Raw genomic sequence first — 14533 nt, 5'->3', positions numbered from 1 at the left:
TGTGGAGGGCTCTTTTTTTGGAAAAAGAGGTTTGGTTTTTTTCTAAGAATGTAAAGAGGGTTTTTATTATTCGAAAAGAATTATTTACATAACGGCAAAAATTTAGAAGGTCAAATTCAGTATTAGCTTGAAGGGAACCTAATCGAAATTGCTATTTTAATAGGAGGATTTTCCATTAGGCTCCGAATTACATAAAAACTTTAAAACCTATATTTTGGAGGTACACAATGGGATATATTGAAGATTTACGAAAAATTGTCGGAACTCGGCCGCTCATTTTAGTAGGGGCCGTTGTCGGCGTAATGGATGAGCAGGATCGAATATTGCTGCAAAAAAGACCAAGCGGGGTGTGGGGACTTCCAGGCGGTTTATTGGAATTAGCAGAGTCTGCAGAGGAGGCCGGAAGAAGAGAGGTCTGGGAGGAAACCGGCATCGAAATCGGTGCGCTCGAATTAGTAGGTGTTTTTTCAGGAGAAAAGTACTTCGTCAAGCTGGAAAACGGCGACGAATTCTACCCGGTCACAATTGCCTATCGGACAACGGATATAAAAAACAAAAAAATTCGCATCGACGGCGTTGAAACACTAGATGCCCAATTCTTTGAACTCACAAACCTCCCAGCCGAAACAAGCGCCCTCGTCCGAACTATGATACAAAAATATACGAAATATGTGGAATAACAGTAAATAAAGATTTGTGTCGGGCACTATGTGAATTTTTCACATGGTGCCTGACACCGAAATACATATTCTTCCATAAAATGATCATACTATTTTTGGGTAAAGGTGGTGAGTGCACGGTGCAGCTCCGTTTACTGGAGACGTCGGATATTCACATATTCTTAGCTAATTACGATTATTATCAGACAAAAGAGGATAATAAGGTTGGTTTGGTGAAAACAGCAACACTTATTAAGCAGGCCCGCGATGAAGTGAGAAATTCCATGCTGTTCGATAATGGAGACCATCTTCAAGGAAATCCAATGGACGATTATTTGGCCAAAGTAAAAGGGCTGAAGGAAGGTGAGGTTCACCCTGTTTACCGACTGTTTAATATACTTGGATATGACGCGATTACTCTTGGCAACCACGAGTTTAATTACGGTCTTGATTTTTTAAACAAGGCGTTAAAGGGTGCGAAAATGCCGGTTGTCAATGCCAACATCTATCAGGCAGAAGCCATCGATGGAAAAAATAATCCCTACTTTCAACCATATGTCATATTTAAAAAGGAGGTCGTTGATGAGCAGGGGAAAAAGCTTACGATTAATGTGGGCGTAATTGGTTTCGTTCCGCCGCAAATTATAGACTGGGACAAGGCCAATCTTGAAGGGAAAGTAATCGTACAATCGATTGTCGAATCAGCCCATAAATGGGTTCCAATCATGAAAAAGAATGGTGTCGACGTCATTGTTGCTCTTGCTCATACAGGAATCAGCGCTGCTGCTCCATACCAGCCGGGAATGGAAAACGCGGCCTATTATTTAACAGAAATTGAGGGTATTGATGCGATTTTAACAGGACATCAGCATAATACTTTTCCAGGACCAGTATATAGGAATTTGCCTAATGTCAACATGAAAAAGGGAACAATCAATGGGAAGCCCGTCGTTATGCCAGGGTCATTCGCCAGCCATCTTGGGGTTATAGACTTACAATTGCAAAAGAGGAAAGGAAAATGGCAGGTCGTCGATAGCCGCAGTTCACTCTGGCCGATTGCCGATGAAAAAGGAAATTCCCTGGTGGAAACAGATAGGGCGTTAATGAAGACGATTTTACCAGACCATGAAGCAACGATTGGGTATGTAAATAAACCTGTGGGTGAAACTTCAGCACCAATTTTCAGCTATTTTTCACTGGTAAAGGATGACCCTTCCGTACAAATATTGAACAATGCCCAAACAGAATACTTAGTTGAAGTATTGAAGGATCCTGCTTACAGCAAATATGCCGGAATTCCAATTTTATCAGCAGCGGCGCCGTTTAAAGCAGGGGGGCGAGGTGGTCCAAACTATTATACCGATATTCCTAAAGGAACGCTGGCGATTAAAAATGTCGCTGATTTGTATGTGTATCCGAATACGCTTCAGGCAGTGCTAGTAAACGGGGCGCAGTTGAAGGAATGGCTCGAGATGAGCGCAGGTCAATTTAATCAAATTATTCCGGATGATGCGGGGGAGCAGCAGTTAATAAATCCTAACTTTAGATTCTATAATTTTGATGTGATTGACGGGGTTGAATACTATATCGATGTTACAAAGCCGGCGAAATATGATGTGAACGGAAATGTCTTGAATTCAGATACTAGCCGCATTGTAAATCTTACCTTTCAAGGGAAGCCTGTACTGCTGGAGCAAATGTTTATCGTTGGAACGAATAATTACCGGGCTGCTAGCACAACCTTTCCCGGAGTCAAGGAAAGCAAGATTATTGTGAAATTTCCGGACGAAAACCGACAGATACTCATGAACTACCTTCAAAAGAAGAAAATCATCAATCCGTCTGCTGATCAAAACTGGTCGATTGCAAAATTCAAAGGCAGCACGAGCAGCCAGACAATTGTATTCGACTCATCACCAAAAGCACAAAACTACGTCAGCCGCTTCAAAGACATCCGATACATCGGCCCATCCAGCGGCGGCTTTGCCAAATATTCCATTAACCTAACCGAATAACGGCAGTGTGACTGCAAATAAATTGGTCTTTTAAATTGGTGCCTGACACCATCCGTGGACATGATTCCGCCTGGAATGGACACAAAAAATGGCAAATTGCCGGCCTGAGGCGGGCAATTTGCCATGAATGTCTTTTTGTGGTGCCTGACACCACAGCAAAAAACATCTTTATTTCTTAAGATCTTCAATTGAGTCGATGTCCATGTAGGCTGGGACGACAAGGCCGAGTTTGGTGCCTTTTAGGTTTTCGCCGAGGTCATCGATTTTGTCTTTATATCTGTTGTAGTAGTCTTCGTGCGTGGATGGGAGCCAGGCGGCGACGATTGCATCCAGGCTTCCGTCAGCAACACCGGTCCACATTGGTCCTGCTTCAACTTGACGAAGGGTGACCTTGAATCCAAGGTCCTCAAGAACCTTTCCAACGACATTCGTACTGGCAATTTCACTATCCCATGCAACATATCCAAGCGTGATTTTATCTCCGGAAACCTTTTTCACGCCATCTGTCCATTTCGCTACTTTATCTCCATTATCCTTTACCCATTGGGCAGCCGCATCCTCCGGCTTTTCGCCATTCTGAATCGAACTCATCACAGCGGCCATATCATCAGGCGTCCAATTGAACTGATCCAATACTTTATAAGCTTCTGGAGCTTCATCTTTCAGCCCTTTTCTTGCAATCGTGTTGATCGTTTCATCTGGTCCGTATACACCTTTTGGATCCTCCAGATATTTCAAATCAAATTTGGCGAACATCCAGTGCGGAGTCCAGCCGGTTACAATAATTGGCTCCTGTTTGTCATAAGCTTTTTTCAAAGCAGCGGTCATCGCAGCGCTGGAGCCTTCCACAAGCTTCCAATCATCAAGCTTATATTCGTCAAGCACCTTAGCTGTAGCCTTCATCAGCCCAGCCCCAGGATCAATCCCGATAATTTTATAGTCTACAGCTTCACCAACAGTGGAAGCACCTGAGCCAGAACCTTTTTTATCACTTCCGGCCTTATCAGACCCGCAGGCAGCAAGCCCGATCGTTAAAAAGCCAGCTAGCAGCGGCATCATCCATTTTTTCTTCAGCTTAAGCATTATACAGTCCCTCCATGTTTTTTACTTTTTCCGATGTTCTGGGTTAAACGATCGAGAATAATAGCAATGACAACGATCGCCAGGCCAGCCTCGAAGCCTTTACCAATTTGAATTTGCGTAACGGCGCGATAAACATCAGCGCCAAGTCCAGGGGCACCAACCATTGAGGCGATCACGACCATCGATAAAGCCAGCATGATACTTTGATTAATTCCCGCCATGATTGTTGGCATCGCCAGCGGCAGCTGGACTTTCAATAATTTTTGGCTGGTGGTCGAGCCGAATGCCTCAGTCGCTTCGATAATATCGGCCGGCACCTGTTGGATTCCAAGAATCGTCAGCCGAATCGTTGGCGGCATGGCAAAAATAACCGATGCAACGACGCCAGGAACAACACCAATATTAAAGAAGAAAATCGCCGGGATTAGGTAAACGAAGGCAGGCATCGTTTGCATAAAGTCTAGGATAGGGGTGACGACCTGTCTTACAGATTGCTTTTGTGATGCCCAAATACCTAAAGGAATTCCTAATAAAATGGAAATAATAACGGCAGTTAACACAAGTGCCAATGTCTCAAGCATGGGGTCCCAGTAGCCAAGGTTGGCGATGAGAAATAAACCGATGAGGGTAAACAAGGCAATCGTTTTATTGGCAATTTTCCACGCAATTAAGGTTAGCAGAATCATAAATATATAGGATGGTATATAGCCGAAGCCTGCAACCATTCCATCAACAACTGCTTCTAGAACATTCGTAATTCCGCTAAAAGCAACATCGAGATTTGTTGTCAGCCAAGTGACAAACACGTCCACCCAATCCGCCACGGGCAGTTTTGGAAGCCAATTTTCCATATCAGTTCACCTCCCTGTCAGCGTTGAGTTTGTCGTTCTTTCCATTTGAATTCGTCCGGCCGGAAAAATTTAATTTGATGGTATTGTCTTGTGCTTTCTCTTTCACTGGTTCATCCGACCTGCTCGGAACATCATTACGCTCAATTCTATCAAGCTTTCCCGCGGCGGCTTCTGTTTTTGCATTCGTCCCCGCCTCCGTATTTAAGTCGATGTTATTTCCGGCAAGCGCACCAATCACCGCTCCTCTGACTAAAATTCCTAGTAATCTTCTATTTTCGTCAACAACAGCAACTGGAATGGAGGCCGTCGAAACTTTATCAAATAGATCAGTTAATAGCGTATCCGGCGAAACCGTAGGAACGTCCGCCTGTAAAATTCCTGTCAGGTTGTCTTTCCGCTCAAGAGCGTCATTGGCGTCTGAAGCGGTAATCGCTCCAAGCAGGGTTTTCTTTTTATCCACGACATAAATACTCGAAATTCCTAGTTCTTTCATATTTTTCAAGGCAACTCTAGGACCTTTTTCGATTGAAACGGATTCGGCCCGTTTCATGACATGACCGGCAGTTAATACTTTGGAAAGGTCAACGTCTTCTACGAATCTCTCAACATAGTCGTTCGAAGGGTTCATCAGGATTTCTTCCGCTGTTCCGATCTGGACAATAGATCCATCCTTCATAAGAGCGATGCGGTCACCGATTCTCAGCGCTTCATCTAAGTCATGAGTGATGAAGACGATTGTTTTTTTCATTTTCTCTTGCAGCTCGAGCAGTTCGTCCTGCATGTCCTTACGAATTAATGGGTCGAGAGCGCTGAAGGCTTCGTCCATCAGCAGGATATCTGCGTCATTGGCTAACGCACGGGCAAGACCAACCCTTTGCTGCATACCGCCGCTTAGCTGTCCAGGATATTGATTTTCATAGCCTTCGAGTCCAACGACCTTAAGAGCATCCATTGCTTTCTTGGTGCGGGTATCCTTTGCTACACCTTGGATTTCTAAACCGTATTCGGTGTTTTCAAGCACGGTTCGATGGGGGAGGAGTGCGAACTTTTGGAAGACCATACTGATTTTTTTGCGCCGGACTTGCCTTAATTGTTCCTTATTCATCTTGACGATATCCTCACCGTCAATGAGTACTTGGCCGGCAGTAGGATCAATCAGCCGATTCAGCATTCGGACCAAGGTTGATTTACCGCTCCCGGATAAGCCCATAATGACGAAAATCTCACCAGCCTCAACCGAGAAATTAGCCTGGTTCACTCCGACCGTAGCCCCGGTCTTCTTCAAAATACTCTGCTTCGACTCACCTTCACGCAAAAGCTGAATCGCCTTTTTCGACTTCCCAAACACCTTCGTCACATTCCGAACCTCAATTTTCTTCATAAACTCACCTTCCTTCACTAAATGGTATATTCTCTATTGGTACATTATCGAGGTACCATATTGGTGCCATTTAGATCTTTTTTTTAAACCTATTTAAATCCTTTTTAGATCTATATAGATCCAGTTTGGTGTCTTTTTGGTGCCTGACACTATCTGTGGACACTATTCCGCCTGGCGTGGACACATAAAATGGAAATTTTTACTTTCGTGTGCCTACACCAAAAGTTGTGACCTTCCTATTGTAGGTTTGATTGGATGTGTTTGGCAATGTTGGTAATCAGTTATATTCGTTCATAAAGTACGTACAGAAAAAACTGTACGTAATGAATTATAATAATTCTTATAATTGCTCCAAATTGCTCCCAATTCCTCCATATTTGAGTCCTTTACTTTTGGAGGAAACATGTTTAGTCTATTAGAGGACACGTATAGGAAATGGGTGTGAAAAGCAATAATGGACGGAGAGAAAAGGCTTGAACAAGCCCGTGAACGGGTGATTGATGCGATTTCGCAAAACATGCATTTATATGGAGTAACAGAATCCGTTGGACGTTTATATGGCGCTTTATATTTCCAAGAGGAGCCAATGACATTAGATGAAATGAAAGAAGAGCTCGGGATGAGCAAGACGAGCATGAGCACATCCGTTAGGAATTTGGTGGATTTGAAAATGGTTGGTAAAGTCTGGCGCAAAGGCGTACGGAAGGATCTTTACCAAGCCGAGCCTGACTGGTATCAAACCTTTATCGATTTCTTCACCATCAAGTGGCGTGCCGGCGTTACAATTAATGTTTCAGCAATGGAAAAGTCGCTTGCCGAACTCCAATTTCTGATAGAACATGATCAAGTGGAAGAACAGGTAAAGGCCCAAGCCCAGGCAGATATCGAAAAACTCACCTCCGCACTCGAATACTATGACTGGCTTAACCGCCTGGTTGACAGCTTTGAATCAAAGGAAATCTTTAAATTTATTCCGAAAAACGGCAGTGGTGCCTGACACCATTTGCCGTTTTTTTTTACATATAGGGGTTTGAATTTTCCGAAAACAAGAAGATGGATCATAATGAAACTTTTGTTATTCCCCGAATTGTTCCCTTGTTGTATCATGAAAATAGAATAAATGATACACAGGATGGCTTATTATGAAAAGAATATTGAAGGATTTATTATTAATTTTTGTGGGGGCTTTCGTGTTTGCCCTTGGTGTGAATTATTTTACCATTCCAAACATGCTGTCAGAGGGCGGCATCTTAGGGATTACCATCGTTGCGCACTATTTGTTTGACTGGTCCCCAGGGGTAGTAAACTTTGTCTTAAACGCGGTGCTCATTGTGGTAGGCTATAAATTTTTCGAAAAAAGAGCGTTTGTGTACACCCTGATTTCGATTGCGGCCTGCTCATTGTTTATGTTTTTAACAGAGGACGTGGGGAAACAATTAACCGGTGACACCCTCCTTGCTTCTGTGTTTGCCGGCTTTTTAGTCGGAGTAGGGCTGGGGCTGATTTTTCGCTCAGGCGGAACATCGGGCGGGACAACGATTTTAGCACAGCTGGCGAATCAATATTTTGGCTGGAGCATTGCTAAAGCTATGCTGCTTCTGGATGTTGCCGTCGTTGTCGCTTCAGTCTTTATTATCGGGCTGGAAAAAGCTATGTACACGCTTCTAGTGGTGTATATCGGTGCGAAGGCGATTGATTTTATTGTTGAGGGCTTGGATGAACGTGTTGCGGTGTTAATCATTTCCAATGAGCCAGAACGGGTCTTGAACGCGATTACGAAAAAAATGTCACGCGGCCTTACTGTATTAGACGGACACGGCGGTTACACTGGTCAGGACAAACAGGTATTGTACCTCGTGATTAACAAGCAGGAAATCGTCCAGTTGAAACATATTATTCGAGAAATTGACGAGTTTGCCTATGTTACCGTCCATAATGTCCATGAGATGATGGGCAAGGGGTACAAGGCAAAGGGCTCTTCTTGAAAAAACGGCTGAAGTTTTTGTTAGCTTCTTGATGTACAGATGGGCGAGATGCTGATCATCAGTGTCTACGGCTTCCCACCGGAAACCCTGCCCATCATCGCTGTCATCAGCACCCACCATCATTGACGCACCAGCCACACTCTTAAACTCCACCGGCAACACCGTCTGCGCCCTATTGGTCACCCGTTTAGTTGAAGGGAAACAGTGGCTCAGCAAAGCCGTGTTGCGATAAAATGAAATGTAGTAATCGCGAAGTTTAGGAGCGGTGTCAGGGACCATGTGAATTTTTCACATGGTGCCTGACACCGTTTTCCATTATCTTGAAAGGATGGTTTGATGGTTGTTGTGGTTTGGCGGTACCATTGGATAGACGTTTTCTTCTTCGACGACATCGAATTCCAATACCACTGGGCCGGTGAAGTTGAATGCCTTATTCATTACATGTTGTGCTTCTTCATCGGTGTGCGCTGATAGTCCCATCGCTCCGTAAGCGTCTGCCAGCTGGGCAAAGTTTGGCGAACACACTTTCACCTCGGAATATCTCCCCTGGTAAAACAACTCCTGCCACTGACGTACCATTCCTAAGTAACCATTATTCAAAATAGCAATTTTAATTGGCAGCTGGTATTTGACGGCGGTCATTAATTCTTGCAGGTTCATTTGGAAGCTGCCATCACCCGATACACAAATAACAGATTTCCCTGGATACGCACCCGCAGCTCCAATTGCTGCAGGGAGCCCATACCCCATGGTCCCTAAACCGCCTGAGGTAATGAGTGTCCGCGGCCTCGAAAAATTGTAATGATGTGCAGTCCAAATTTGATGCTGGCCGACATCGGTTACGACAATTGTATCTTTGTCGGTATACTCGTTCAGCAGTTGGATAACCGACTGCGGGCTCAAAATGCTGTTGTATTTTTCAAACCTTGGGACAGTCCGTTTCCACTCCAACGCCTCATTTGTCCATGCCTCTGAGTTGTCTCTAATTTTATGATAATCCAGCACTCCTTTAATCGTATCTAGGAACTCCTTCGCATCGCAGACTATCGGCAGATCGACGGGAATTACTTTATTAATTTCTGCCGGGTCGATATCCACATGGATTTTTTTTGACTTAGGCGAAAAGCCGCTGATTTTCCCGGTCACACGGTCGCTGAACCGGACTCCAATACTAATTAAAAGATCGCAATGGTGGACCGCTTTATTTGCCGCAAACGTTCCATGCATTCCTAGCATCCCCAGGAAAAGCGGATTTCCCGCATCCATCGCGCCGATGCCTAAAAGGGAACTGACAACTGGAATGTGTGCTTTTTCGGCTATTTCCCGTAAAACGGCTGCGGCATTGGCGGCAATCACCCCGCCGCCGATAAACAATACTGGTTTTCTGGCAGTTTCAATTAATTTTTTTGCTGGTTCAAGTGATTTTTCAATAAGGGGTCTAGCTGCGATTGTTCTGGTATGGCGGCTGTTGCTGTTATTAATCAGTTTCTCTGATGACGCTTGTTTAACTCCTTCGGGCTCTTCGGTTACTTCTACTAAAACCGGACCAGGTCTTCCTTCGCCAGCAATCGATAAGGCCGTTTGCAGTGTTTTGGAAAAATCAGACTGGTTCGGCGCATTAATTTTACATGCATATTTTGTAATTGGCATTGTGACACCACTTATATCCAGCTCCTTTATAGCTTCTTTCGGCAGCGGGTTAGAAGGGAGCAGCGGACCTGCGATCATTACCACTGGAACAGAATCACTGTACGCTGTGGCCATTCCGGTAATTGCGTTTGTGACCCCCGCGGCGGTGGTAACAAGAACCACACCGGGTTTTCCCGTCGCACGAGCATATCCGTCCGCTGCATGAACAGCCGCCTGCTCATGCTTTAGTTGATAATACCGTAGTGCTGCACATTCTGTGGCCATTGGCAGCGGCAATAGCCGTTCATCATCACAACCAAAGACACACTCCACCCCAAGCAAGCTTAATGATTCAAATACCAATCCGATTCTCGAAAACTCTTCTACCACTAACATTCCTCCACCTGATTTCTAAAGTTTTAACGAATATTTTAAATTATTTAACAACAACTGTATGTGAGATAAATCATGGTTTAGGAAGCTTTTTAAGGCGGTCCTTTTGATGACTTTTCTTGGCGCTCTTTTTTGGTGTCCTTTTTTGAGTGCCTTTTTGGTGCCTGACACCACTCGTGGACATTTGTACGCCTGTGGTGGACAGTTGAGTGAAAAAGTACATTGTAAAACATTTTGTTCCTAATTGCGAACGGTAATATGCTTTGTTATGATTAAATTGTTCATTATAACGTTTTAGGAGGGAGTGTTTTTGATGGTTGGCAAAAAGATTAAGAGTTTGGTATTGACGGGTGTGTTGCTTGTTTCACTTCCGGTAGCTGCTTTGGCCAAGGGTCCTGTAAAAAAAGTTATTGATTATGTTGCGCTGGGGGATTCCCTTGCAGCTGGGGTTACGCCTAATAACCAAATGGGTCTTGGGTATCCAGATTATCTCACAAAGCGCTTTGAACAATCGCAGTATACGGTGGGATATGACAATTTTGCTGTTCCAGGGTATATTTCGGGACAATTAGTAGGGGATGTTCTTTATAACGAGAAGGTGAGATCAGGAATTAAAGAAGCAGAATTTATCACTATTGATATTGGTGGTAATGATATTCTAGCTGCATTAAAGGTGGACCCAACAGGCGAAACAACTGTGCCAGCCGCGATTGCTGGTGTTACGAAAAATCTTAATACCATTTTATCAACCATCAATGACTTAAATCCAAAGGCTAAGGTATATGTAATGGGGTATTACAATACCTTCCCATATTTACCGGTGGACCATCAAGCTGTACTGCTGCCGTTGTTAGATATATTGAATAATCAAATCAAAATGGCTGCGACTACAAACGGAGATACCTTTATCCCTACCTATGATATCATCGCAAAAGATTACAAGACGTACCTGCCTAACCCTGCTAACATCCATTTAAGTCTAGAAGGTTACCAGATTGTTGCAAAGGAATTTTGGAAAGTGATTGATAAAAGCAAGAGCAATTTAAAATAAATTAAACCAGTTTTACGAGATGAAGCAGCAGTCCCTGGATGTTACTGTAGGGGGAGAGTTGCTTCTTTTTGTGCAAAGTATGTCGAAGATTGAGTGTTTCCCGGGAAATTTCGCTATTCTTGAAAGGATTTTAAAATATTTTCTTTAATGTAATGAAGCAAAGGTTATTTTTAAAATTTCAGCACCCTGAAGCACGCCTAACGTATGATATTAATGAGAAAAACAGGGGGGGCTGCCTTATGTATCCTTTTACCAATTACCATGATGCTATATACAGGCAATCCAATAAATTTATCAATGATATTGAAAAAGCTATTAATGGTGAGTATAGTGCTATTGATTGCTATGCCAAGCTGGCTAATTTAGCTCCAAATCAGAAGGAACGGGAAAGAATCCTTGAAATTCGTCAAGACGAAATCAGGCATTATCAACAGTTTGTCCAAATATACCGTGAGCTGACGGGCAAGGTTCCACAGCCGAAAATAGTAGAGGAGTGCCCTGGGCGTTATTTGTCTGGCTTAGAATTTGCCCTGCAGGATGAACAAAAAACGGTCGACTTTTATATGGAAATTGCCGACGCAGCAACTGATCAGTTAATTAAAGGAACTTTCCGAAGAGTAGCGATAGATGAACAAAATCATGCAGTCTGGTTTCTGTATTTTTTCACTAAAGCAAAATAACAGCTAAACCGAAAAAGCCCTTGTCTACTTGTTTTTTCAAGCAGGCAAGGGCTTTGCATTTTGCAAAAAATCCTTTCGGAAATTTTACAGGTCGTCGCTTAGTCACCGCTACCGTCTGAATCAGTACCGCCATCTGAGCCTCCGCCTCCAAAGGAATGATCGTTATCATTAGCAAATTCATTGTAACGTTCTTGTTGATATGCGTGTTCGGGATTATCAGAATTATTTTTCTTTTCAATAGTCGGAAAAATTAAAAATGCTAATATAATTAAAATGGTACCGAAGAACTCTTGGGTAACGAAAATAAGATAAACACCTCCGGCCAGAAACAGAACACCAACAATTCTTTGTATTATTCTAATACCTCTCAGAGACACTCCCCCTCTTTAAAAGCTATAGTAATAAATATTAGCGCCTAGCAATTTTTATACGCCCATACAAGCTAAAGGGCTTGTTGCTTTTTTGACCCGATATGTCACTATAAAAAGTTTTGTCTTTTTTGTTACAATTCTTTGAAGTGCCAATTTGGTTGAAAAATCTATGTATAATAAATAACAGGCAGACCCTCGGGTGTCAGGCACCATGTGAAAAATTCACATGGTGCCTGACACCGATAAAACAATAAATAAAGGAGTTGTTATTAGTATGGCTCGGAATGGTCGTATTTGGTTTGAAGGGGCGAAGTATCATGTGACCAGCAGGGGGATTAGACGTAGTTCGCTTTTTTTTGATGATGAAGATTATCAAAAGTATCTTTCCCTGCTGGAAGCGACGATGTACAAACACCCATTTAAACTCCACAGTTTTTGCTTGATGACGAACCACACTCATCTCCAGATTGAGACAATGAAAACCCCGCTCAGTACCATCATGAAGAAGCTTAACACCAATTATGCCAAGTATATTAACAAAAAGTATGAATTTACCGGACATGTCTTCGAGAAGCGTTATGGAGCCGAATTGCTGAATTCTCCGGAATATGAGATTGATGTCAGCAAATACATTCATTTGAATCCTGTTGAGGCAGGAATGGTTAAAGCACCGGAAGATTATCCTTGGAGCAGTTACCGCGCCTTCATCTACGGCGGAAAAATCCCGCTAGTTGACCCCAAATGCATTCTATCCTATTTTCCTGAACCGCCTTCCCAGCATTACCAACGATTTATGAAACTCACACCGATGGACAAGCTTTACTGGAAAGATGGCAAACTTTTCACTGTCAAAGACGGGGTAATACCATGTGGGCAAAAGTAACAAGCATTGGCTTAAAAGGCATGGAAGGTTATCGCCTAAATGTTGAGGTCAGCACCCGAGTTGGAGCCGATTCTTTTAAAATTGTCGGGCTGCCATACGCCGCGGTGAAAGAAGCAAGAGAGCGGATTATTGCAGCACTTGGTACACTGGGATACGTTATGAACGGACAAAAAATAATTATTAACCTGTCACCATCCGACCAGAAGAAGATTGGCTCGATGTTTGATCTGTCGATGGCGATCGGGGTCTTATCGAGTCTCCACGAATTGGAAGTAATAATCCCGGAGGATACCGGTTTTATCGGGGCCTTATCGCTGGATGGTGCGATTCAATCTGTTCAAGGCATGCTTGCGGCAGTGTTAGCGGCGAAAAAAATCGGCATCCGCAAACTCTATTTGCCTTTCGACGAAAAATTGCCGTCACTTGATGTTTTAGGTCTGGAGTTAATTTATGTCGAGTCGCTTCAAGACGTTATCGGGCATTTATCAGGGCAGTGGTCACCACCTTCATTTTTTAAAAAGAAACAGGAAGAGGTTCGATGCACAGAGTATCCTGATTTCCAGCAAATCATCGGCCATTCTCGTGCCAAATATGCTTTGGAAGTGGCGGGGGCCGGTGAACATCATGTCCTGATGACCGGACCGCCGGGGTGTGGCAAAAGCTTGTTGGCCTGGAGTTTCCCGTCCATTTTGCCGGGGCTATCGAAGGAATTCCGGCTGGAGGTTATGAGTTTATATCAATTGGCTCATGTATCTCAGCCTGAAACATATTTCCCGCCATTTCGGAATCCGCATCATTCCGCCTCAGGGATATCTATTATTGGAGGCGGTCAGTATCCAAAGCCGGGGGAAATATCTTTAGCCCATCGCGGTGTTTTATTTTTGGACGAAGTCGGCGAATTTTCAAAAAAAACGTTGGATATGCTGCGGCAGCCTTTGGAAACTGGTTTGATTACCATCAGCCGTACCCACGCTACCATTACATATCCAGCTTCGTTTATCATGGTCGCGGCAATGAACCCTTGTCCCTGCGGGTATGCAGGGGACAATGCCCATTATTGTACATGTTCCAAAAAACAGATCCTTGCTTATCAAAATAAGCTTTCTGGCCCTTTAAGGGATCGCTTTGATATTCATCTATCCCTGAAGTCGGTTGATTTGAGGACTGCGGGCGAAGATGGAGTGGAGAACGAGTCGTCCTGTGTAGTCCGGCAGAGGGTGGAAGAGGCGAGAAAGAGACAATATGACCGATACGGCAGAGAAATTTGTAACGGCCGGGTGCCATATAATGAGCTGATGAAAACTACTCCGTTAACCCAGGGGCAACAAAATGCACTCCAACAGCATCTCTACAAAAAAGGCTGGAGCAGCCGCACCCAAATCAAAATCATCCGCCTCGCCCGCACCATCAACGATTTACGAGGAGAAAACGCAATCACCGACGCAAGCCTTTGGCAAGCGATTAAATTAAATTCATTGGCGGTGTCTCCGGTGTCATCTACGGTGTCAGGCACCATCCGTGGACAAATTCGCTGATTTGTCCACGTGGGGTG

Annotated in this window: 13 protein-coding genes and 1 pseudogene; 9 read left to right on the top strand and 5 right to left on the bottom strand. The window is 43.8% G+C overall.

Annotated elements, in window-relative coordinates; translation table 11 throughout:
* Window positions 1–227: 227 nt before the first annotated feature.
* Both A6749_RS08040 and A6749_RS08035 read left to right on the top strand, forming a co-directional pair.
* Window positions 228–680: an NUDIX hydrolase gene (locus tag A6749_RS08040; RefSeq protein WP_066387723.1), complete on the top strand. Its 453-nt coding sequence runs from the start codon at window positions 228–230 to the stop codon at window positions 678–680.
* Between the two features lie 80 nt (window positions 681–760).
* Complete coding sequence (locus tag A6749_RS08035; protein WP_084797706.1) at window positions 761–2674, top strand: bifunctional 2',3'-cyclic-nucleotide 2'-phosphodiesterase/3'-nucleotidase; 1914 nt, start codon at window positions 761–763, stop codon at window positions 2672–2674.
* A gap of 168 nt (window positions 2675–2842) precedes the next feature.
* Here A6749_RS08035 and A6749_RS08030 read toward each other — a convergent pair whose 3' ends face one another.
* Genes A6749_RS08030 through A6749_RS08020 form a run of 3 tightly spaced genes read right to left on the bottom strand, consistent with a single transcriptional unit; the run spans window position 2843 to window position 5989 of the window.
* Complete coding sequence (locus A6749_RS08030; protein WP_066387692.1) at window positions 2843–3757, bottom strand: glycine betaine ABC transporter substrate-binding protein; 915 nt, start codon at window positions 3755–3757, stop codon at window positions 2843–2845.
* On the bottom strand, window positions 3757–4608 hold the full coding sequence (locus A6749_RS08025) for an ABC transporter permease (RefSeq protein WP_066387689.1): 852 nt from the start codon (window positions 4606–4608) through the stop codon (window positions 3757–3759). The genes A6749_RS08030 and A6749_RS08025 overlap by 1 nt, the downstream gene beginning before the upstream one ends.
* 1 nt (window position 4609) lies before the next feature.
* Window positions 4610–5989: a quaternary amine ABC transporter ATP-binding protein gene (locus A6749_RS08020; protein WP_084797704.1), complete on the bottom strand. Its 1380-nt coding sequence runs from the start codon at window positions 5987–5989 to the stop codon at window positions 4610–4612.
* A gap of 454 nt (window positions 5990–6443) precedes the next feature.
* On the opposite strand from A6749_RS08020, the gene cudC reads away from it, so the two are divergent.
* From cudC to A6749_RS28835, 3 genes and pseudogenes are all read left to right on the top strand, one after another.
* Complete coding sequence (cudC, locus tag A6749_RS08015; protein WP_066387684.1) at window positions 6444–6986, top strand: choline uptake/conversion transcriptional regulator CudC; 543 nt, start codon at window positions 6444–6446, stop codon at window positions 6984–6986.
* 142 nt (window positions 6987–7128) lie between these two features.
* A complete protein-coding gene (locus A6749_RS08010; RefSeq protein WP_066387671.1) occupies window positions 7129–7974 on the top strand; it encodes a YitT family protein in 846 nt (281 codons plus the stop codon).
* 39 nt (window positions 7975–8013) lie between these two features.
* Window positions 8014–8206, top strand: a pseudogene (locus tag A6749_RS28835) (dicarboxylate/amino acid:cation symporter); the annotation flags it as partial.
* Between the two features lie 83 nt (window positions 8207–8289).
* On the opposite strand, the gene ilvB reads toward A6749_RS28835, so the two are convergent.
* Window positions 8290–9999, bottom strand: a complete 1710-nt coding sequence (gene ilvB / locus A6749_RS08005; protein ID WP_066387669.1) for a biosynthetic-type acetolactate synthase large subunit — start codon at window positions 9997–9999, stop codon at window positions 8290–8292.
* Between the two features lie 310 nt (window positions 10000–10309).
* Between ilvB and A6749_RS08000 the strand changes: the two genes are divergently transcribed.
* Window positions 10310–11047 (top strand): GDSL-type esterase/lipase family protein, encoded by a 738-nt coding sequence (locus A6749_RS08000; protein WP_236719770.1) that lies wholly within the window; start codon window positions 10310–10312, stop codon window positions 11045–11047.
* Between the two features lie 239 nt (window positions 11048–11286).
* Entirely contained in the window at window positions 11287–11727 is a 441-nt protein-coding gene (locus A6749_RS07995; protein WP_066387661.1) for a ferritin-like domain-containing protein, read from the top strand.
* Window positions 11728–11825: 98 nt separating this feature from the next.
* On the opposite strand, the gene A6749_RS07990 is transcribed toward A6749_RS07995, so the two are convergent.
* Complete coding sequence (locus A6749_RS07990; protein ID WP_066387655.1) at window positions 11826–12104, bottom strand: hypothetical protein; 279 nt, start codon at window positions 12102–12104, stop codon at window positions 11826–11828.
* A 268-nt stretch (window positions 12105–12372) separates the two neighbouring features.
* On the opposite strand from A6749_RS07990, the gene A6749_RS07985 reads away from it, so the two are divergent.
* On the top strand, window positions 12373–12981 hold the full coding sequence (locus A6749_RS07985) for a transposase (RefSeq protein WP_066387652.1): 609 nt from the start codon (window positions 12373–12375) through the stop codon (window positions 12979–12981).
* Window positions 12966–14516, top strand: a complete 1551-nt coding sequence (locus A6749_RS07980) for a YifB family Mg chelatase-like AAA ATPase (protein ID WP_066387649.1) — start codon at window positions 12966–12968, stop codon at window positions 14514–14516. Before A6749_RS07985 ends, A6749_RS07980 begins: the two co-directional genes overlap by 16 nt.
* Window positions 14517–14533 lie beyond the last annotated feature (17 nt).

This window comes from Neobacillus mesonae, from assembly GCF_001636315.1.
Lineage (GTDB): Bacteria > Bacillota > Bacilli > Bacillales > Cytobacillaceae > Neobacillus > Neobacillus mesonae.
This window is presented reverse-complemented; position numbering and strand designations above follow the sequence as displayed.